Here is a 19,231-nt window from a genome sequence, read left to right as displayed (position 1 = left end):
CCCTTCGGTCTTTCGTGTTTCCAGCTTAGCAGATCCGATTTCCGTTTCCGCCACCCGCTGGAGCGGGTTTCGCCTTCTTGGAATTCGCTTTCGCGTTTTCCTTTCCGGCGGTTCCGACTTTATCAGATTCATTCGGGCCGACCTAATCGGTGGCTTTCGTGATTCGAATAAGGAATCGGATGGCTCCGTGGCAATCGATGTTCCCGACCGGAGCGAGAGAGACACTATCGGGTCGCCCTTGAACTTGTCCAGTTCAGGCAACCGTTAAAATCTACCTCCCCACAGCCCCCGTGTCAACAGGTTTTGTGGGCGAGGAGGAGACTAGCAGGTCAGCGGCGTGCTCTGCACATCAGGCTGCGGTGGGCAGCTGGGCGCTGCGGTCGGGCTCGTCGATGTCGCCGGTGTCGCCGGTGCGGGACGCGCGGGCGCCGAGGACGTAGACGTAGGCGAGGAAGGCCAGCTCGGCGCCGATTCCGATGGTGATGCGGGCCCAGGTGGGGAGGCCCGAGGGGGTTACGAAGCCTTCGATCAGGCCCGCGACGAAGAGGACCAGGGCGAGGCCGATGGCCATGCCGACGGCGGCGCGGCCCTGCTGGGCGAGGGCGGCGCGGCGGGTCGTCGGGCCGGGGTCGATGAGGGTCCAGCCGAGGCGCAGGCCGGTGCCGGCGGCGACGAAGACGGCGGTCAGTTCGAGCAGGCCGTGCGGGAGGACGAGGCCGAGGAAGACGTCGAGGCGGCCTGCGGCGGACATCAGACCGATGCCGACGCCGAGGTTCAGCATGTTGAGGAAGAGGATCCACAGCACCGGGATACACAGGAACGCGCCGAGGACCAGGCACAGGGCGGCGGCGCGGGCGTTGTTCGTCCAGACCTGGGCGGCGAAGGAGGCCGCGGGGTGGCTGGAGTAGTACGTCTCGTACTGGCCGCCCGGGCGGGTCATCTCGCGCAGGTCGGCAGGGGCGCCGATCGCGGACTGGACCTCCGGGTGGGTGGCGATCCACCAGCCGATGAGCGCCGCGAGGAGGGTGGAGAGGACGGCGGTGGGGACCCACCAGTGGCGGGAGCGGTAGACCGCGGCCGGAAAGCCGGTGGTCAGGAAGGTGACGGCTTCGCGCCAGGAGGCGCGGCGGGTGCCGGTGACCGTGGCGCGGGCGCGGGCGACGAGCTGGGTGAGGCGGGCCGTCAGCATGGGGTCCGGGGCGCTGGACTGGATCAGCGAAAGGTGGGTCGCCGTGCGCTGGTAGAGGGTGACGAGTTCGTCGGCCTCGGTGCCGGTGAGTCTGCCGCCGCGGCTCAGGAGGTGGTCCAGGCGTTCCCACTCGGCGCGGTGGGCGGTGACGTAGACGTCGAGGTCCATGATCGGCTGCTGCTCCAGGCACTGGGTGCGTACGGGTCCGTCCTACTGCGGCGCGCTGCGGGTCAGCTTGGCAGACTGTCGTACCGAGGGGTCGGGAAGGTCGGAGAAGGGTGGGCGTCGTGAGCGGGGTTGTGACGGGGGACGCCGTCGTCCTGGGGTTGCGGCCGGCGAGGGTGCCGAGCCGGGCCCTGGCGCTGTGCATCGACCTCGCGGTGGTGTTCACGGTCTATGTGCTGATCACCCTCGGGCTGGCGTTGGCCACGGCCTCGCTGGACGAGGCCGCGCAGATGGCGGTGTCGATCGCGTCGTTCCTGCTCGTGCTGGTGGGGGCGCCGATCGCGGTGGAGACGCTGTCGCACGGGCGGTCGCTCGGGAAGATGGCGTGCGGGCTGCGGGTGGTGCGGGACGACGGGGGGCCGATCCGCTTCCGGCACGCGCTGGTGCGGGGCGCCGTCGGGGTCGTGGAGATCCTGATGACCTTCGGGGTCGTCGCGTGCATCGCGTCGCTCGTGTCGGAGCGGGGGCGGCGCCTCGGGGACGTCTTCGCGGGGACCCTGGTCGTACGGGAGCGGGTGCCGGTGGCTCGTGGCGCGGCCGTTCCGCCTCCCCCGCCGTGGCTCGCCGGGCGGTTCGCCGGGCTGGATCTGTCGGCGGTGCCGGACGGGCTGTGGCTGGAGATACGTCAGTACCTGACGCGGGTGCGGCAGCTCGATCCCGTCGTGGGGCGGCAGCTCGCCGAGCGGCTGGCCGATGAGCTGGTCGCGCGGACCGGGACTCCTCCGCCTGCCGGGGTGCCGGCCGCGGACTATCTGGCCGGTGTGGTCGGTGAGCGGCAGGCCCGCGAGGCGCGGCGGGCCTTCGCCCCGGCCGCCGTGGCGCCCGCCGGGTTGGGGCCTGGGCCGGCTGCCGGTCAGGCTCCCGCACCCGCGCCGGTCGGTCCCGGCCCGCGCCCCTACGGGGAAACAGGGTTCGCGGCTCCGGCCGGTCCCGTCGAGCACGCGGCTCCCGGGGGCGCTTCCGCTCCGGTGGCTCCGGCTCCTCCCACTCCCCCCGCTTCTCCTTCCACGGGGTTCGCGCCTCCCGCCTAGAGCTCGTCCGGGGCGGAGGGGAAGACGGACGGCGGGGTCTCGAGGGCTTCGAGTTCGATGCCGGGGGCGGAGAGGACCACGTCGCCGGCGAGGTGGAGGGTGTGCCGCTCCCCCGTGTCCAGGGCGTTGACCTGGTATTCGTCCACGGTCAGGGGGCCGTTGTCAGTGGCGTGCGCTTCACTCTTCACCAGGGCCCAGGACTGGTCGATCGTGAGGGGGGCGAGGACCGTGTGCGAGAAGGCGACGAGCCGGACGCGGGTCGCGGGGGAACCGGGGGTGAGGCGCAGAAGTCGGCTGATCGCGACGAGGAACGCCGGTGAGGTGCCGGTGAAGGCGTGGGCGCGCACATTGCCTTCCGTGGCATGGCTGCCGGTGGGGTCGGTACGGACCCAGGTGACGCCGTCGAGGGCCGCGCCGCGGACCTGCCAGTCGGCGGCGTGGAGTTCGAGGCGGATGGGGCGGCCGAGTTCGTCGATGGCCAGGTCGACGGAGCCTGCGTGGTCGCCGGAGGGGGTGGTGGTCCGGGAGACGTAGCGCCAGCCGGAGGGGCCGGGCGCGCACTGGAAGTGTTCTTCGCCGAGGGGGGTGTGATCGTGCGGATCATGGAGCGAATAGCGGCCGCGGGGCATGGGTCCTCGGGATGGTTCCTGGGGCGGTAGGTCCGGGTCGGTCGGGCCGGGACGCCGGTGACGGACGCGGCAGGCCCCCGGCACGGGGGTGCGGGGGCCTGCCTGAGTCCTCTACGGGTGCCGTCGACGGGTGTGCGTCAGTGCACGGGCGCCGTCGGTCGGGGCATCAGTAGCGGTAGTGGTCCGGCTTGTACGGGCCCTCGACCCGGACGCCGATGTAGGCGGCCTGCTCGGGGCGCAGGGTCGTCAGCTTCACGCCGAGGGCGTCGAGGTGGAGGCGGGCGACCTTCTCGTCCAGGTGCTTGGGCAGGACGTAGACCTCGGTCGGGTACTCCTCCGGCTTGGTGAAGAGCTCGATCTGGGCCAGGGTCTGGTCCGCGAAGGAGTTCGACATCACGAACGACGGATGCCCGGTCGCGTTGCCCAGGTTGAGCAGCCGGCCCTCGGAGAGCACGATCAGGACCTTGCCGTCGGGGAACGTCCAGGTGTGGACCTGCGGCTTGACCTCGTCCTTCACGACACCCGGAAGCTTGGCGAGCCCCGCCATGTCGATCTCGTTGTCGAAGTGACCGATGTTCCCCACGATGGCCTGGTGCTTCATCCGGGCCATGTCCGAGGCCATGATGATGTCCTTGTTGCCGGTCGTCGTGATGAAGATGTCCGCCGTCTCCACCACATCGTCCAGCGTGGCCACCTGATAGCCGTCCATCGCCGCCTGCAGCGCACAGATCGGGTCGATCTCCGTCACGATCACCCGCGCACCCTGACCACGCAGCGACTCCGCACAGCCCTTGCCGACATCGCCGTACCCGAACACGACCGCGGTCTTCCCGCCGATCAGAACATCGGTGGCACGGTTGATGCCGTCGATCAGGGAGTGACGGCAACCGTACTTGTTGTCGAACTTCGACTTCGTCACCGCGTCGTTCACATTGATCGCCGGGAACAGCAGCGTGCCCTCGGACATCATCTCGTACAGACGGTGGACACCCGTCGTCGTCTCCTCCGTCACGCCGCGGATCTCCGAGGCGAGCTGGGTCCACTTCTGCGGGTTCTCACCGAGGGTGCGGTTGAGGAGGGTCAGGATGTGGGCGTACTCCTCGCTGTCCGCGGTGGACGGGTCCGGGGCGGAGCCGGCCTTCTCGAACTCGACGCCCTTGTGGACGAGGAGGGTGGCGTCGCCGCCGTCGTCCAGGATCATGTTCGGGCCGCCGGTGGGGGTGTTCGGCCAGGTCAGCGCCTGCTCCGTGCACCACCAGTACTCCTCCAGGGTCTCGCCCTTCCAGGCGAAGACCGGGACGCCGGCGGGGGCCTCGGGGGTGCCGTTCGGGCCGACGGCGATGGCCGCGGCGGCGTGGTCCTGGGTGGAGAAGATGTTGCAGGAGGCCCAGCGGACCTCGGCGCCGAGGGCGACCAGGGTCTCGATGAGGACGGCGGTCTGCACGGTCATGTGCAGCGAGCCGGTGATCCGGGCGCCGGCGAGGGGCTGCTGCTCGGCGTACTCGCGGCGGATCGACATCAGGCCGGGCATCTCGTGCTCGGCGAGGGTGATCTCCTTGCGGCCGAAGGCGGCCAGGGACAGGTCGGCGACCTTGAAGTCCTGCTGGTTGGCGACAGTCGTCATGACTGGGCTGCTCCTCGTGGTTCGGGTTCGAGGGTCGGTTGAAGCGCCTGACACCGCAGCTCGGGACCCCACGGGCATACGAATGCCCGGGTGCTCCCGCGGTGCAGTCGTCGGAGGCCCTCTCTCCCTCGGCCGGTCCGAGAGGACCGCCCGACCGCCATCAGCAGCGACGTCTGGCTGGTCACGAATCTACACCGATCAGCCCGGCGACCCACAGTCCGCCCGGGGCCGGGATTCGGCCGGATCCGGCCCCGACACGGGGGTCCGGAGGTCTTCCGGGGACGGGGAAGGGCCCCGGACCGGGTGGTCCGGGGCCCTTCCCTCGCAGGTGGTGGGCTCAGTGGCCGGAGCCGCCCGGGGACTTCGCGGGGTTGGTGCCGGAGGCTGCCGCCGACTCGCTGTAGATGTCCGGTTCGAGGTAGATGACCCGGGCGATGGGGACGGCGGCGCGGATGCGGTCCTCGGCGGCGTTGATCGCGGTCGCGACCTCGGTGGCCGACTCGTCGTGCCGGACGGCGATCTTCGCGGCGACGAGGAGCTCCTCGGGGCCGAGGTGGAGGGTGCGCATGTGGATGAGGCGGGTGACGGTCACGCCGTCGACGACCGCGTCCTCGATCTTCTTCACCTGGTCGAGGCCGGCGGACTCGCCGAGCAGCAGCGACTTGGTCTCGACGGCGAGGACGAGGGCGATGACGATGAGCAGGACGCCGATGCAGAGCGTGCCGATGCCGTCCCAGAGGCCGTCGCCGGTGGCGAGGGCCAGGCTGACGCCGCCGAGGGCGAGGATCAGGCCGACGAGCGCGCCGAGGTCCTCCAGGAGGACGACCGGCAGCTCGGGGGCCTTGGCCCGGCGGACGAACTCCTTCCAGGAGAGCCCGCCGCGGATCTGGTTCGACTCCTTGATGGCGGTGCGGAAGGAGAACGTCTCGGCGATGATCGCGAAGACGAGGACGCCGACCGGCCAGTACCAGGCCTCGATCTCGTGGGGGTGCTTGATCTTCTCGTAGCCCTCGTAGATGGCGAACATGCCACCCACGGAGAAGAGCACGATGGAGACGAGGAAGGCGTAGATGTACCGCTCGCGGCCGTAGCCGAAGGGGTGCTGGGGGGTCGCCTGGCGCTGGGCGCGCTTGCCGCCGAGGAGGAGCAGGCCCTGGTTGCCGGAGTCGGCGAGGGAGTGCACGCTCTCGGCGAGCATCGAGGACGAACCGCTGAAGAGGAACGCCACGAACTTGGCTACCGCGATCGCGAGGTTGGCGGCGAGTGCCGCCACGATCGCCTTGGTTCCGCCTGACGCGCTCATGGGTGTACGAGTTCCCTTCGTCGATGCTGGGGCCGTGCCGCCGCCGCTGTGCGGCCGCACATTTTTACATCAGGCGATGACGGTGGCGCGGAAGACCGTACCCGCACCGGACAGTTCGGTCCGCTCTCCGGCCGGGACGAACACGGACTCGCCTGCTGCGAGGGGCAGTTCGCCGGCGGTGGGCCGGCCGGCGACGGCGAGCAGGATCTGCGGGGTGCCGGCGGTGATGTCGGTGGGGGCGGCGCCCTCGGCCCGTACGTAGCGGGAGAGGCGGAACTCGTCGATCGGGGTGTCATAGACCTCTTCGCCCGACTCGGTGGCCTCGGGGCGCAGGAGGGTCGGGTCGGTCGGCTCGAAGCGGACGACGCGGAGCAGTTCCGGTACGTCGACGTGCTTGGGGGTCAGGCCGCAGCGCAGGACGTTGTCGGAGTTGGCCATGATCTCGACGCCGAGGCCGTCGAGGTAGGCGTGGGGCACTCCGGCGCCGAGGTACATGGCCTCGCCGGGCTGGAGCCGTACGGGGTTGAGGAGCATGGCCGCGATGACGCCCGGGTCGGACGGGAAGTGGTGGGCGAGGGTGGCGTACGGGGCGTGGGCGCCGCCGAGCCGGTCGGCGGCGGCCGTGGCCTCGGCGACGGTGTGGCCCATCTCCTCGTGGTCGGCGGTCAGCAGGGCTGTCAGGACCTCGCGGAGGGCCGCCTCTTCGGGGTGGGCGTGCAGGAGGTCCACGTACGGCTTGAGGGAGTCGACGCCGAGTGCGGCGAGGGTGTCGGCGGCCTCGCCGGGGGCGCGGAAGCCGCAGAGGCCGGTGAACGGCGTGAGCGCGCAGATCAGTTCGGGCTTGTGGTTGGCGTCCTTGTAGTTGCGCCGGGGCGCGTGGATCGGGACGCCGGCCGCTTCCTCGGCGGCGAAGCCGGCCTCGGCCTGGGCGAGGTCGGGGTGGACCTGGAGGGAGAGCGGGGCGCCGGCGGCGAGGATCTTGAACAGGAACGGCAGGCGGGGGCCGAACTTCTCGACGGTGGGCGCGCCCAGTTCGCGTACGGGGTCGGCGTCGATGACCTCGTTCAGGGGTCCGCGCGCGGTGCGGGAGGGGGCCCCGGGGTGGGCGCCCATCCACAGTTCGGCCTGGGGTTCGCCGGTGGGGGTGGTGCCGAGGAGTTCCGGGATGGCCGTGGAGGAGCCCCAGGCGTAGGGGCGGACGGTGTTGACGAGGCGGTCCATGGGCCTTCCAGCCTTCCTCGGGGGTGCAGGTGTGCGAGGCCCGGGCCCAGGGTCCCGGGGGGGTGCCGTCGGGGGCGGGTCAGGTGGTGGTGTGGGGGGTGACGCCTGCGGAGGCCAGGGAGAGGTAGACGGCGGCGAAGTCGGTGACGGCGAGGAGTTCGGCCAGGGCTTCCAGCTCGCCGCCCTCCTCCGGTTCCAGTTCGCTCAGGGCCGTCTCGTGGCTGAGGGCGAGTTCGCGGGCGGCCGGGGCGGCGGTGAGGCCGCCGGCGGGTCGGTCGCGCAGGAGCACGACCCGGGCGCGCAGGGCCTGCGGCTCGTCGACCCGGTCGCGGAAGAAGTCGTCGGGGTCCGCCCCCGCGGCGTAGTCGCCCGCGAGCAGCACGCCGTGGGCGGGCAGGGCTTCGGGGAGTTCGGCGGCGAGTGCGGGCAGTCCGGCCAGTTCGGCGAGTACGGCGGCGAACCGGCGGCCCGCCGGGCCGGCGGCGGCGCCCTCGGTCCAGATCAGCGGGAGGGAGTCGGCGAGTTCGGCGGCGAGGGTCTTGGCCGGGTTGCTGTAGGTGGCGATGGCCGGGCCGCAGCGCTCGGCCGTGCGGTCGAGCCGGTCGGCGACCTTCTCCAGGGTCTCCTGGGGGGCGTCGAGGAGGCCGACCCGGTCGAGCAGCACAAGGAGCGGGGTGAACAGGGCCCAGAGGGCGCTGGGGCCGGCGGCGAGGTCGTCGGAGGTCTCCTCGGCGCTCTCGAAGGGGGCGGTGGCCATCGGCACGAGCAGGCCGTGGGAGCCGTTGACGGCTTCGGAGAGCGGGGAGGTCCTGGGGGCGACGGCGACGACGGTGATGCCCCGGCGGTACGCCTGTTCGGCGAGGAGGGCGAGTCCGGGCTCGGAGCCGTCGGTCGTGGGGATGAGCAGGAGGTCCACGGAGCCGGCCCAGCCCGGGAGCGCCCAGCGCAGGGCGCCCGCGGCGGCGGCGACGCCGGTGGGCTGGAGGCGGATGACGGGGGCGGCGGCTCCGGCGAGGGAGCCGATCAGATCGGCGACGCACGCGGCCGCGGTGCCGGGGCCCGCGACGAGGACGGCGCGGGGGCGGCCCTCGGGGCGGAGGTCGGCGATCCCGGCCTCGGCGGCGTGCCGGGCGGCGGTCCGTACCCGCGCGCCCGCCTCGGCGGCGCCGCGCAGGAGGCCTCGGCGGTCGGCGACGGCCAGGGCGTCCGGTGCGTCGAGGAGGGTCTCGTCCAGCATGGGGCCTCCGATGCGGGCGGGGCGGGTCGGGGTGGGGCGGGCGGCTGGGGGGTGGTCCCGGTGGCGTGCCCGGCCGTCGACCGGGCCCGTGCCGCCACCCGCACCACCCGTGCGTCTCGGATGCCGGCCGGCGGGCGTGCCGCGGCCGGGCAGCGCCGTCGGCGGCTGCTGTTCGCCACTACCCCGGGCGGCGGGCCTCATCCACGAGGAGGACCGGGATGCCGTCGCGGACCGGGTAGGCCAGGCCGCAGTCGTCGCCCGTGCAGACCAGCTCGGGGGTCTCGGCCGCCGTGCGGTCGTTCAGCGGCGCGTGGCAGGCCGGGCAGGCCAGGATCTCCAGGAGGCCGGCTTCGAGCGGCATGAGGTGTCCCTTCGAACGAACATGGTGGTACGGGCGGGCTTCGGGCCAGGTCAGCCTACCGCCGGGCCACAAGGGGGTGTCGTGTCGGTCAGGCCGGATCAGGGAGCGGCGTCCGGTGCCGTGGATCGCAAGGCGGAGGAGGGAGTCCATGCGGAGCATCGACGACCGACGACAACGCGGCGAGGCACTGTGCCGGGCGTCGCGACCCCGGCCTGACCGACACGACACCCCCTAGGGGGGTGTCGTGTCGATGCCCGCCTCGTCACCCGGCGAGGATCCGGTGCGTAAGCGACGGGAAACCGACGGGGAGCGGGCGCGGTGCCGAAGGGAAGCGGGCGCGCACCCGACGGGGGTGGGGCGGGATGCCGGAGGGTGCGGTCCGGGGCGGGGGGTGGCCCGGGGCGGCGCCCGTGGAGGCCGGGCCGCGGGGGCCGGGCCGGGGCCGCGGGGCCGTGGAGGCCGGGCCGAGGGGCGGGCCGAGGCCGCGGGGCCGTGGAGGCCGGGCCGTGGGGGCCGGGCCCCGAGTCGGATCCGTACGGGGTGATCGGGGCGCCACCTGTACGGGGCGGCGGGGCCGGGGCTCCGGCGGGAGCTCCGGCCCCGTCCCGTATCGGCGGTCAGCGCGGGCCGGGGGCGACGGGCGACGGCCCGCGCGTCCCGCAGGCCATCGCGGGCCTGACGCCCGGCGCAGGGCGTCAGGCCCGTGGGCCTCGGGTCCTCGCGGGCACCCTCGTGGACCTCGGGCCGTCTCGGGCCTCGCGGGCGCCCTCGTGGGTCTCGGGCCGTCTCGGGTCCTCGCGGGCGCCCTCGTGGGCCCTGCGGTGTCGCGTACGTCAGGCCGTCGCGCGGACCAGGGCCAGGACCTCGTCGCGGAGCTTGGCCGTGGTGGGCTCGTCGCGGGACTCGATGTTGAGGCGCAGGAGGGGCTCGGTGTTCGAGGCGCGGAGGTTGAACCACCAGTCCTCGGACGTCACCGTCAGCCCGTCCAGCTCGTCCAGGGTCACGCCCTCCCGGCCCTCGTACGCGGCCCTGACCGCCGCCATGCGGGCGGTCTGGTCGGCGACCGTGGAGTTGATCTCACCGGAGGAGGCGTACCGGTCGTAGGCGGAGACCAGGTCGGAGAGCGGGCCGTCCTGGCCGCCGAGGGCCGCCAGGACGTGCAGGGAGGCGAGCATGCCGGTGTCGGCGTTCCAGAAGTCCTTGAAGTAGTAGTGCGCGGAGTGCTCGCCGCCGAAGATCGCGCCCGTCTTGGCCATCTCCTCCTTGATGAAGGAGTGCCCGACGCGGGTGCGGACCGGCGTGCCGCCGTTCTCGCGCACGACCTCGGGGACCGACCAGGAGGTGATCAGGTTGTGGATGACCGTGCCGCCGGGGTGCTTGGCCAGCTCGCGCGCGGCGACCAGCGCCGTGATCGCGGACGGGGAGACCGGCTCGCCGCGCTCGTCGACGACGAAGCAGCGGTCGGCGTCGCCGTCGAAGGCGAGGCCGAGGTCGGCGCCCTCGGCGCGGACCCGGGCCTGGAGGTCGACGATGTTCTTCGGGTCGAGGGGGTTGGCCTCGTGGTTCGGGAAGGTGCCGTCGAGCTCGAAGTACATCGGCACGACGTCCAGCGGGAGGTCCGCGAGGACGGTCGGGACGGTGTGGCCGCCCATGCCGTTGCCCGCGTCCACGACGACCTTCAGCGGCCGGATCGCGGTGAGGTCGACGAGGTCCCGCAGGTACGCGGAGTAGTCCGCGAGGGTGTCCTGGCGGGTGATGTCGCCGGTGGTCCCGGCGGCCTCGGGCGCGCCCTGCTCCGACCACTGCTCGGCGAGGGCGCGGATCTCGGCGAGGCCGGTGTCCTGGCCGACCGGGGCGGCGCCCGCGCGGCACATCTTGATGCCGTTGTACTGCGCCGGGTTGTGCGAGGCGGTGAACATGGCGCCGGGCAGGTTCAGCCGGCCGGAGGCGAAGTAGAGCTGGTCCGTGGAGCAGAGCCCGATCAGCGTGACGTCGGCGCCCAGGCGGGCGGCGCCGCGCGCGAAGGCGTCGGAGAGGCCCGGCGACGAGGGGCGCATGTCGTGGCCGATGACGATCGCGTCCGCGGCCGTCACCCGTACGAACGCGGCGCCGAACAGCTCGGCGAGACCCTCGTCCCACTGATCCGGCACCACCCCGCGGACGTCGTACGCCTTCACGATCTGCGACAGATCAGCAGCCACGGAACAACCCTCCTGAAGTCACCGCACGCGTATGCGGCGCGTGTACGGAGCGCCCAAACTACCCGGGGCGGGGCGTCCCTACGCAGACCGAGGGGTCGGTCGGGTACCGGTGGCCGGTTTCGGCAGGTGCCGGGGTGCACGGGGCGGGGCGGGCGGCCGCGGAAGCGTTCCGCCGGGGGAGGTACGGGGGACGCAAGGGCGGCCATAGAAGCACGCCGCCAAGGGAGGTACGCCCCAGGGACGCGGATCGTCGCGGAAGCGTTCCGCCTGGGGGGCGTCGGGGGTGTCAGGAGTCCGGGGAGCGCAGGACCCGGAGGTGTCCGCGGCGTCCGACCTCCACCGGGTCACCGCCACGGCCGCCCTTGCCGCCCGCCTCGGCGGCGCGTTCCTGGGGGCGTGCCGCCTCCCGTACCGCGTTGGCGAGGGCTTCGAGGTCGTCCCCGCTGGGCCGGGACGGAGCGGAGCCGTCCGTGAGCCGCACGACGTCCCAGCCGCGCGGGGCGGTGAGGCGCTCGCTGTGTTCGGCACACAGGTCGTAGCAGTGGGGCTCGGCGTAGGTGGCGAGCGGGCCGAGGACCGCAGTCGAGTCGGCATAGACGTACGTCAGTGTCGCGACGGCAGGGCGGCCGCACGCGGTGCGCGAACAGCGACGTACAGGGCTCACGACGTTGGACGGTACCGCACTCTTGAGCGGGCCGCGACGACTCTCCGCCAGGTCACTCGCCCGTGTCGCGGTGTGACGTCCGCCACGGCGCGTCCCCGGACCGCCCCGCTGACCTGCGCGGGAGGAGGCCGACGGGGGCCGCGGCGACGGTCGATACGGACGGCGGTCGGCGCCGATCCGGTCAAGGACGGCCAGATGGCCGATCTCCGCTACCTACCGAAACGAGCCGTCGCTTGGCCGGAATGCTCAATAAACGACAGCGGGGTCCGGCCGATCCGGGCCCGGCCTGTGTGCGGCCCGGCCGAGGAACACCGAGGAGAGTTACGCTGCGTCAGTGATGGACAGTCCTGTGCCGCCGCGCCCCTCGTCCCGTCCGTCGTCGAACCCGGCGGAGCCTGCCTCCGCGGGGCCGGGCCCGGCCGACGCGAGCCCGGGCCGCTCCGCCCCGGGCGGCTCGGACATGAGCGAGCCCGGTGACCACCCCGGCACGAGCGAGTCCGGTGACGAGCCCGGCATGAGCGGGTCCGCTGACGAGCCCGGCATGAGCGGGTCCGCTGACGAGTCCGATGCCGAGGCCGGTGTGAGCGAGCCCGATGACGAGTCCGGCGTGACCGGGTCCGGCGAGGGCGAGCCGCGTGACGGCACGGCCAACCCGAACGAGTCGCACCCGAACGAGTCGCGTCCGGGCGCGTCGGCCCCCGCCGCGTCGGGCGCCGGTGCCGTGGAGACGCGTCCGCGTCGGCGCGACCGGCACGGGCGGGGGATGCGCGGGCCGGTGGCCCCGCCGCAGGTCCCGCTGTCCGCGAGCCGGGCCGACTCGTTCCGCGATCTGGTCCTGGACTCCGTCGAGCGGCTGGAGCGGCGCTGGCCGCAGCTGGCGGACGTCGAGTTCATGGTCCTCGACGTGCCGCCCGCGGTGACGGGCGAGGCCGTGCCCCTCGGGGGGTCCGTACCGGCGGAGAAGAGCGGCCCCGCGCGGGTCGTCGTCTACCGCCGGCCCGTGGAGATCCGCTCCAAGAACCGCGACGAGCGGGCGCTGCTCGTCCACGAGGTCGTGGTGGAGCAGGTGGCCGAGCTGCTGGGCCTGTCCCCCGAAACGGTCGATCCCCGCTACGGGCAGGACTGACCGGCGGGTGCACGCCACGGGCGGAGGGCCACCCCCGCCGCCCGACCGCCTCCGCCGCCCGGCGGCCCCGCTCCCGTAGTCAGTCGTCCAGGACGGACAGGTCCTGCTTCGCCGTCGGCACCACGACCGTGCCCCGGTCGTCGGCCAGTGTCTGGACCGTGAACATCGGGACGCCGTCCTGCGGGAGGGCCAGCATGCGCGCCGCGTGGACCGGGCCGCCCGAGACGCGCTCCACCGTCAGGGCGTAGGAACCCTTCAGGCCGGCCGGAACCGGCGGTGTCACGGCCGTCGTCGTCCCGGCCTTGACCGTGAACGTCTTGGAGACCGTGGTGCCGCCCCCCGTGCCGGCGGAGGCGGTGACCTTGACCTCGGCCGTCTCGGCGGGAGCGGTCAGCGAGAGCGTCGAACCGGCCGCGCGGTTGTCCGCGACGATGGCGCGGGCGGTGATCGCCGGGGTCGCCGGGATGAAGGCGACCTCCTGCTTGTCGCCCTTGCCGCGGACCACCCGCAGGGCGGCGGCCACGGGGGTGGGCTTCTTCGGGTCGGCCGGGGTGAGCAGCAGCGCGCCCGCCTCGCCCCGGGTGAGGTCCGGCAGGTCGACGGCGGCGGTCATCCCCGACTTCACCGACAGGGCCTGCGCGCTCGCCGGCACGATCGTGCCGCCCTCGCCGACCAGCTGGATCTTCAGGTCGGCGTCGTCGTCGCCGGGCGCGTACGCCACCAGGCGGACGGAGGTGGCGTCCTTCGGGATGCCGGGCAGGACGACGCGGGCGGCGGGGTCGGCCGACGCGGCGAGCCAGTCGCTGCCCAGCTTGTCGTCGGCGGCCCCGAGGACCGCGCCGACGCGTCCGCTGCGGGTCGTCACGTGCACGGTCACGTCGGGCTGTGCGGCCTCGGTGGTGAGCGTGGAGAGCAGGACGGGGACGCTGGAGTGGGCCGGGACCGGGATGCCCTCGGTGAGCTGCGAGGGGAGGGCGCCCTCGGGGCCGTACAGCTCGATGTCGGCGACGGCGGCGGTGTCGTCGGGGTTGGTGAGGTGGACGTAGTCCTGGCGCTCCTTGGCCGTGGAGGCGGCCGGGAACCAGAAGTCCGTGTCCGGCGCGGTGCAGGAGACGCCGAGGAGCCCGCGGGAGCCGCCGGCCGGGACGACGGTGGTCTGCTGGACGGTCCAGCCGGGGGCGAGGGTGCCGGTCGCCGAGCCGGTGAGGGCGGGGGCGGCGCCGCCGTCGGCCTTGGCGGTGACGGGTGTGCCGGGCTGGGTGACGGTGGCGGGGGGCTTGGCGGCCCCGGGCTTCTTCGGCTTGCCGTCGGCCGGCGCGGCGGCAGCGGCCGGCCTGAGCTCCGCCTTGCCCGCCGCCCCCGGCTTGCCGGTGCCCGCGGCGGGCGCGCCGGTCTTCCCGGCCGGGGTGTACGAGGTGTAGACCGTCTCGGCCAGCTCGGAGACGCTCGGGGCCGGGCAGAGCAGGCTGGAGCGCTCCACGGGCAGCGGCTGCCCTGCGAGGGCGGGGGCCGCGGGGGCGCCGTCGGGCGCGGTCAGGGCGGCGAAGCCGGTGACGGCGGCGAGGGCGGTGGCGGCCGCGATCAGGGAGAGGGTGGTGCGCTTCACTGGTTGCTGCTCCCGTCGGGACGCTGCTCGGTGTCATAGCCGTAGCCGTACGGGTCGTACGCCTGCTGACCGTGCCCCTGCTGGTCCGGGGCCTGCGGGTCGTGCGGGGGCTGCTGCTCATAGGGCTGCTGCTGTTCGTACGGCTGCTGCTCGTACCCCTGCTGCTGGTACGGGTCGTACTGCTGCTGACCGTAGGTCTGCTCGTAGCCCTGCTCGTACGCCTGCTGGTCGTACTGCTGGGGGTGCTGCTGGTACGGGTCGGCGGCGTACGGCGCGTACTGCTGGGGGTAGCCCTGCTGGGCGTACTGCTCCTGGGGCTGCTGCCACTCGTCGGCGGTGTACGTCTGCTGCGCCGGGACGGTGACGGGCGCCGGGGCCTGTCCGTCCGCCGGGGCGTGCGCGGTGTCCGTGGCTTCCGCGCCCTCGGCGGCCGTGGCGGCCTCCGCCTCGGCGGCGGCGCGCAGCCGGCGGGCCCGGCGGCCGTCGCCCTCCATGGCCTGGGCGGGGACGGCGACCTCCTCCTCGGGCAGGTCGTCGTCGATCTCGCGTCGCCGGCCGGGCAGGGCGAGGACGAGCAGGACGACGGCGAGGCCGGCCTGGGCCCAGATCCAGGCGGTGTGGGTGAGCGGCTCGTCGTACGTGAGGTCGAGGCGGCCGCCCTCGGTGGGCAGGGCGAAGCCCTGGGCCCAGCCGTCGACGGTGGTCTTCTTCAGCTCCTTGCCGTCGAGCGTGGCCGTCCAGCCGTCGTCGGCGCGGTCGGCGATGCGCAGGACCCGGCCGGCGGGGCCCGCCGGGATCTTGGTGTGCGCCTCGACGGGTCCGGCGGCGACGGCGACGGGCCGGGCCGCGGTGTCCGTTCCGGCGCCGCTCCCGGCGGGGGCGCCTTCGGCCGGGGCGGCGGGGACGATCATGGCGCGGGCGACTTCGCGGTCGACGCGCCAGAGCGCGCTGCCGTCGAGCTGGCTGAGGCGGCTGAGGCCGGGGGTGGAGTCGAGGACGCGGCTCATCTGGCGCGGTGCCCCGTCCCGTACGAGGACGTAGCGGATGGCGAAGCCGCTCAGCTCGGCCGTCTGGTCGGCGCCGGAGCCGGCCACGAGGTGGGCGACGACCTTGTCCAGGAGGGGGTCGCCGCCGGCGGCGGCGGCCAGTTCGGCGTCGCCGAGGCGACCGCCGGAGCCGCGGACGAGGGTGTACGCGACCTCGCCGGGCGAGGTGCCGCCGAGGACGAGGGTGCGGGGCTGGTCGCGGGTGCCGCTCTCCTCGGCGACGAACGCCGGGACCTGGACGGGGTCGCGGCGGGTCAGCGGGCCGTCGGCGCCGGCGATCATCCAGGTGACGGCGGCGGTGACCGGTCCGAGGGCGGCGGCGAGGGCGATGAGGGCGGCGACCGGCTGGCGCCAGCCGAAGCCGTGGGCGGCGACGCGGGTGCGGCCGCCTTCGGCGCCGATCATGCCGGCGACGAGGAGGGCCGCGCCGTAGACGAGGGTGGCGGGGCCGGCCCAGCCGGTGCCGTCGGCGCCGTTGGACAGGGCGGCGAAGAGGAGGCCGGCGAGGGCGGCGGCCCAGGCGGTGCGGACGGCGAACCGGCGCTCCTCGCGCAGCAGCCCGGCCAGGGCGGCGAGCACGATGCCGACGAGGAGGAGGCCGCTGAGGGTGCCGGGGCCGCCGGGGCTGATCCCGAGCAGGTCGAGGGCGGAGGCCGTTCCCGTACGGATGTCGAGCCCGGCCTCGCGGAGGAAGGCGCTCGGGCCGGTCAGCAGGGTGAGCGACCAGGGGGCGAGCACGAGGAGGGGGGTGCCGACGGTCGCCAGGAAGCGGAGTCCGTACGCGGTGATGTCGTCGCGGCGCAGGACGAGGACGGCGATGCCGAGGACGACCGCGAGCGGCCAGACGATCGGGGTGAACGCCATCGTGAAGGTCAGCAGGAAGGTGTAGGCCCAGGTGGCGCGCCAGCTGCCGCGGTCCGGGCGGTGGAGGCCGGCGGCGGCGACGGCGGCGCGCGCGATGAGCGGGAGCAGGATCGCGAGGACGGCGGTGCCGAGGCGGCCGGTGGCGAGCGCTCCGGTGGCGGCGGGCAGGAACGCGTACGCGATGGAGCCCCAGGCGCGCAGCAGTCGGGACTCGACGATCGGCCGGGCCGCGAAGTAGGCGGTGAAGCCGGCCAGCGGGACCGAGCAGACGAGGAGCAGGGTCAGCGCGAAGGAGGTGGAGCCGAGGAAGAGCGTGGAGAGTCCGGCGAGGACGGCGAGGTAGGGCGGTGCGGTCTGGGTGCCGCCGGTGCCGATGGCGTGCCAGGCGTCGGCGTACCGGGCCCAGAGTCCGGAGACGGAGTCGGGGGCGGGCAGCAGGGCTCCGCCGGCGAGCGAGCCGCCGCCGTAGAGCCCGCGGCAGGCGACCACGGAGACGATGAGGAGCAGGGCGAAGAGGAGCGGTCCCGGCTTGCCGGCGATCTTCTTCAGGCGGGCGAACTGCTCGATCTCCAGGAAGTCGGCGTCGTCGCCGCCGGGGCCGGATTCGACGGCGCCGTGGCGGGATCCGCCGGAGTCGGCGTCGGAGCCTCCGAAGTCGGCGGCGACCTGTTCGGCGGCGGCCCGGACGGTGGCGCCGGGCGGCGGGAAGAGCGGGCGCAGTTCGCTCGCGGCGACGGCGGGGTTCTTGCGGCGCTTGCGGGCGGCGAGGATCCTCTCGGGCCGCAGCAGGGTGCCGAAGAGGCCCATGACCTCGTCGACGGCCTGGCCGGGGACCTTGCCGACGAGGTAGGCGAGGGTCCGAAGCAGGGTGCCGAGGATCAGCCGGACGAGGACGTACGGGAGGGCGGCGCCGCGGGTGTTGGCGAGGAGGGTGTAGACGGCTCCGGCCTTGTCGACGCGGTGCGGGTTGGCGACGGAGCGGCCGGCGCAGTCGACGGTGCGGCGTTCGCGGGCGGAGGCCTCGGCGTGCCGCAGGACGGCGTCGGGGGCGACGAGGACGCGGTGGCCGGCGGAGTGGGCGCGCCAGCAGAGGTCGACGTCGTCGCGCATGAGGGGCAGGCGCCGGTCGAAGCCGCCGAGCTCCTCGAAGACGTCGCGGCGGATCAGCATGCCGGCGCTCGACACGGACAGGACGGAGCGGACCTGGTCGTGCTGGCCCTGGTCCTGTTCGCGGCGGTCGAGTCCGGTCCAGCGGCGGCCGCTGCGGGCGATGGAGACGCCGGCTTCGAGCAGCTGCTTGCGGTCGTACCAGCCGCGGAGCTTGGGGCCGACGACGGCGGCGTACGCGTCGGAGTCGGCGACGCGCAGGAGTTCGGCGAGCGCGTCGGGCTCGGGGGCGCAGTCGTCGTGGAGGAGCCAGAGCCACTGCACGGGCTCGCCGTGCGGGAGTTCCGGCAGGTCGTAGGCGTCGTCGCGCCAGGTGCGGCTGACGGGGTCCCAGCCGCTGGGGCGCTTCAGGTACGGGAGTTCCTCGGGGCCGAGCACGGGGGCGGTGCGGGCGGCCTCCTCGACGGCGGCTCCGAAGCCGGTGCGGCGGGCGAGGTGCAGGACGCGGTCGTCGCCGATGGCGTCGGCGAGCAGGCGCGCGGAGTCGTCGGCGCTGCCGGTGTCGGCGGCGAGGACGTTCTGCACGGGGCGTTCCTGGGCGAGCAGCCCGGCGAGGGCGTCCGGCAGCCAGCGGGCGCCGTCGTGGGCGACGAGCACGGCGGTGACGACGTGTCGCGGAAACTCGGGAGTTGAGGACATCGAGGTACGGGCCCTCCGGCCGGGGGTCGCCCGCGGGGGGCGTGGGTGCGTCTCGGACGGGGCCCCACACTAACGGCTGCCAACGGGGACGGTCCGCCGCCTGTGGACAGAGCACAGGGGGCGGACCGTTCGGTGTGTGCGGGTGTGCGCGGTTTGGGGCCGGGCTTCGGCATCGGGTGCCGGGGTCCGGCGGGGCCGCGGCTGTCGGGCGCCGTGGGCGTCAGACGGCGGCCTTCTTGAGGCGCCGGCGTTCGCGTTCGGACAGACCGCCCCAGATGCCGAAGCGTTCGTCGTTCTGGAGGGCGTACTCCAGACACTCGGAGCGGACCTCGCACGCCAGGCAGACCTTCTTGGCCTCGCGGGTCGAGCCGCCCTTCTCGGGGAAGAAGGACTCGGGATCGGTCTGGGCGCACAGTGCGCGCTCCTGCCAGCCGAGTTCCTCGTCCGCGTCCTCGACCAGCAGTTCCTGGAACAACTCGGTCATGTGCGCCCCTCGTCTGTCTTTAGCGTCCCCGTGATGTAGCCGTTACCGATTCCGGCCGAACGACACGAGTGAAATTACAAGTTCGTGCTCTGTGCGAGTCAAGCCGGAATCTGCTATTGGGCCCGGTATTCACTCTGCGGAACCAAGGCTACGCGGAAAGTGTTCAAATCACTAAAAACCTGACACATGCCACCGGCCTGACCCGCGTCCCGCTCGAAGGGAAGGACGACCGAGGCGTGGATCTTGTTGCGATTCGGCCACGGAAGCGATCGGGATCACAGTCCGGTCACGAGACGCCTGCCGCGTTCACGGGCTTGGTTGCTGCGCCATGTCTCCTGGTCCGGCGCTGCACAAACCTTTCTCCGGGCGCTGTAACCGGATGAGGTGAAACATTGCCCCCAAAACGGGCAATGAGTTGACAGTCGGGCCGCCCGCCCGTCACCTTTGGTCCCATGCCAGCGATCTCAGCGCCCTCCGCGACCCGCGCCCGTGGGTTCCGCCGCGCTGTCCAGGCTCGCTGTTGCTGTTGTTGTCCCAGCTGTTGATCCCTCAGCTGAAGATCCACCGGCTGTGGACACACCGGCCGTCGATGCCCCGGCTCCCTCAGCCCCAGG

Annotated in this window: 14 protein-coding genes; 2 read left to right on the top strand and 12 right to left on the bottom strand. The window is 73.5% G+C overall.

Annotation, left to right across the window (positions count from 1 at the left end; genetic code table 11):
• Nucleotides 1-349 precede the first annotated feature (349 nt).
• A complete protein-coding gene (locus ACZ6RC_RS27805) occupies nucleotides 350-1,357 on the bottom strand; it encodes a stage II sporulation protein M (RefSeq protein WP_469588098.1) in 1,008 nt (335 codons plus the stop codon).
• Nucleotides 1,358-1,476: 119 nt separating this feature from the next.
• On the opposite strand from ACZ6RC_RS27805, the gene ACZ6RC_RS27800 reads away from it, so the two are divergent.
• Nucleotides 1,477-2,445, top strand: coding sequence for an RDD family protein (locus ACZ6RC_RS27800; RefSeq protein WP_469588095.1), 969 nt, complete (start codon nucleotides 1,477-1,479; stop codon nucleotides 2,443-2,445).
• Here ACZ6RC_RS27800 and ACZ6RC_RS27795 read toward each other — a convergent pair.
• The 8 genes from ACZ6RC_RS27795 to ACZ6RC_RS27760 form a co-directional block, all read right to left on the bottom strand.
• Nucleotides 2,442-3,074 carry a hypothetical protein gene (locus tag ACZ6RC_RS27795; protein WP_469588092.1) on the bottom strand — a complete coding sequence of 211 codons (633 nt, stop codon included), beginning with the start codon at nucleotides 3,072-3,074 and terminating at the stop codon, nucleotides 2,442-2,444. The two genes, ACZ6RC_RS27800 and ACZ6RC_RS27795, sit on opposite strands and share 4 nt — an antisense overlap.
• Before the next feature lie 166 nt (nucleotides 3,075-3,240).
• Complete coding sequence (gene ahcY / locus ACZ6RC_RS27790; protein WP_391145383.1) at nucleotides 3,241-4,698, bottom strand: adenosylhomocysteinase; 1,458 nt, start codon at nucleotides 4,696-4,698, stop codon at nucleotides 3,241-3,243.
• A 337-nt stretch (nucleotides 4,699-5,035) separates the two neighbouring features.
• Nucleotides 5,036-6,001 carry a cation diffusion facilitator family transporter gene (locus ACZ6RC_RS27785; RefSeq protein ID WP_469588089.1) on the bottom strand — a complete coding sequence of 322 codons (966 nt, stop codon included), beginning with the start codon at nucleotides 5,999-6,001 and terminating at the stop codon, nucleotides 5,036-5,038.
• A gap of 69 nt (nucleotides 6,002-6,070) precedes the next feature.
• The gene (manA, locus tag ACZ6RC_RS27780; protein ID WP_391145390.1) at nucleotides 6,071-7,222 is read right to left on the bottom strand and encodes a mannose-6-phosphate isomerase, class I; all 1,152 of its coding nucleotides are present in this window, start codon (nucleotides 7,220-7,222) and stop codon (nucleotides 6,071-6,073) included.
• Nucleotides 7,223-7,301: 79 nt separating this feature from the next.
• On the bottom strand, nucleotides 7,302-8,459 hold the full coding sequence (locus tag ACZ6RC_RS27775) for an SIS domain-containing protein (protein ID WP_391145392.1): 1,158 nt from the start codon (nucleotides 8,457-8,459) through the stop codon (nucleotides 7,302-7,304).
• Nucleotides 8,460-8,637: 178 nt separating this feature from the next.
• Nucleotides 8,638-8,820, bottom strand: coding sequence for a Trm112 family protein (locus ACZ6RC_RS27770; RefSeq protein ID WP_391145394.1), 183 nt, complete (start codon nucleotides 8,818-8,820; stop codon nucleotides 8,638-8,640).
• A gap of 833 nt (nucleotides 8,821-9,653) precedes the next feature.
• A complete protein-coding gene (locus ACZ6RC_RS27765; protein WP_469588083.1) occupies nucleotides 9,654-11,021 on the bottom strand; it encodes a phosphomannomutase/phosphoglucomutase in 1,368 nt (455 codons plus the stop codon).
• Between the two features lie 286 nt (nucleotides 11,022-11,307).
• Nucleotides 11,308-11,736 carry a DUF3499 domain-containing protein gene (locus ACZ6RC_RS27760; protein WP_391146112.1) on the bottom strand — a complete coding sequence of 143 codons (429 nt, stop codon included), beginning with the start codon at nucleotides 11,734-11,736 and terminating at the stop codon, nucleotides 11,308-11,310.
• Nucleotides 11,737-12,226: 490 nt separating this feature from the next.
• Here ACZ6RC_RS27760 and ACZ6RC_RS27755 point away from each other — a divergent pair, with 490 nt between their 5' ends.
• A complete protein-coding gene (locus tag ACZ6RC_RS27755; RefSeq protein WP_469588141.1) occupies nucleotides 12,227-12,811 on the top strand; it encodes a metallopeptidase family protein in 585 nt (194 codons plus the stop codon).
• A gap of 79 nt (nucleotides 12,812-12,890) precedes the next feature.
• Here the strand turns inward: ACZ6RC_RS27755 and ACZ6RC_RS27750 are convergent, their stop codons facing one another.
• The 3 genes from ACZ6RC_RS27750 to ACZ6RC_RS27740 all read right to left on the bottom strand — a co-directional run bounded on the left by ACZ6RC_RS27750 (nucleotide 12,891) and on the right by ACZ6RC_RS27740 (nucleotide 18,617).
• Entirely contained in the window at nucleotides 12,891-14,417 is a 1,527-nt protein-coding gene (locus ACZ6RC_RS27750) for a DUF5719 family protein (RefSeq protein ID WP_469588080.1), read from the bottom strand.
• On the bottom strand, nucleotides 14,414-18,133 hold the full coding sequence (locus ACZ6RC_RS27745) for a glycosyltransferase family 2 protein (protein ID WP_469588077.1): 3,720 nt from the start codon (nucleotides 18,131-18,133) through the stop codon (nucleotides 14,414-14,416). The genes ACZ6RC_RS27750 and ACZ6RC_RS27745 overlap by 4 nt, the downstream gene beginning before the upstream one ends.
• 220 nt (nucleotides 18,134-18,353) lie before the next feature.
• Nucleotides 18,354-18,617: a WhiB family transcriptional regulator gene (locus ACZ6RC_RS27740; protein ID WP_015033978.1), complete on the bottom strand. Its 264-nt coding sequence runs from the start codon at nucleotides 18,615-18,617 to the stop codon at nucleotides 18,354-18,356.
• Between the last annotated feature and the right edge of the window lie 614 nt (nucleotides 18,618-19,231).

This window comes from Streptomyces sp. NPDC048353 (assembly GCF_055587165.1).
The sequence above is the reverse complement of the archived record's forward strand: the minus strand, read 5'-3'. Positions and strand labels throughout refer to the sequence as shown.

Coding starts and splice junctions, on each gene's coding strand:
- ACZ6RC_RS27775 (WP_391145392.1), bottom strand. CDS start 8,459: ATGCTGGACGAGACCCTCCTCGACGCACCGGACGCCCTGGCCGTCGCC.
- ahcY (WP_391145383.1), bottom strand. CDS start 4,698: ATGACGACTGTCGCCAACCAGCAGGACTTCAAGGTCGCCGACCTGTCC.
- ACZ6RC_RS27795 (WP_469588092.1), bottom strand. CDS start 3,074: ATGCCCCGCGGCCGCTATTCGCTCCATGATCCGCACGATCACACCCCC.
- ACZ6RC_RS27785 (WP_469588089.1), bottom strand. CDS start 6,001: ATGAGCGCGTCAGGCGGAACCAAGGCGATCGTGGCGGCACTCGCCGCC.
- ACZ6RC_RS27770 (WP_391145394.1), bottom strand. CDS start 8,820: ATGCCGCTCGAAGCCGGCCTCCTGGAGATCCTGGCCTGCCCGGCCTGC.
- ACZ6RC_RS27745 (WP_469588077.1), bottom strand. CDS start 18,133: ATGTCCTCAACTCCCGAGTTTCCGCGACACGTCGTCACCGCCGTGCTC.
- ACZ6RC_RS27740 (WP_015033978.1), bottom strand. CDS start 18,617: ATGACCGAGTTGTTCCAGGAACTGCTGGTCGAGGACGCGGACGAGGAA.
- ACZ6RC_RS27755 (WP_469588141.1), top strand. CDS start 12,227: ATGAGCGGGTCCGCTGACGAGTCCGATGCCGAGGCCGGTGTGAGCGAG.
- ACZ6RC_RS27805 (WP_469588098.1), bottom strand. CDS start 1,357: ATGGACCTCGACGTCTACGTCACCGCCCACCGCGCCGAGTGGGAACGC.
- manA (WP_391145390.1), bottom strand. CDS start 7,222: ATGGACCGCCTCGTCAACACCGTCCGCCCCTACGCCTGGGGCTCCTCC.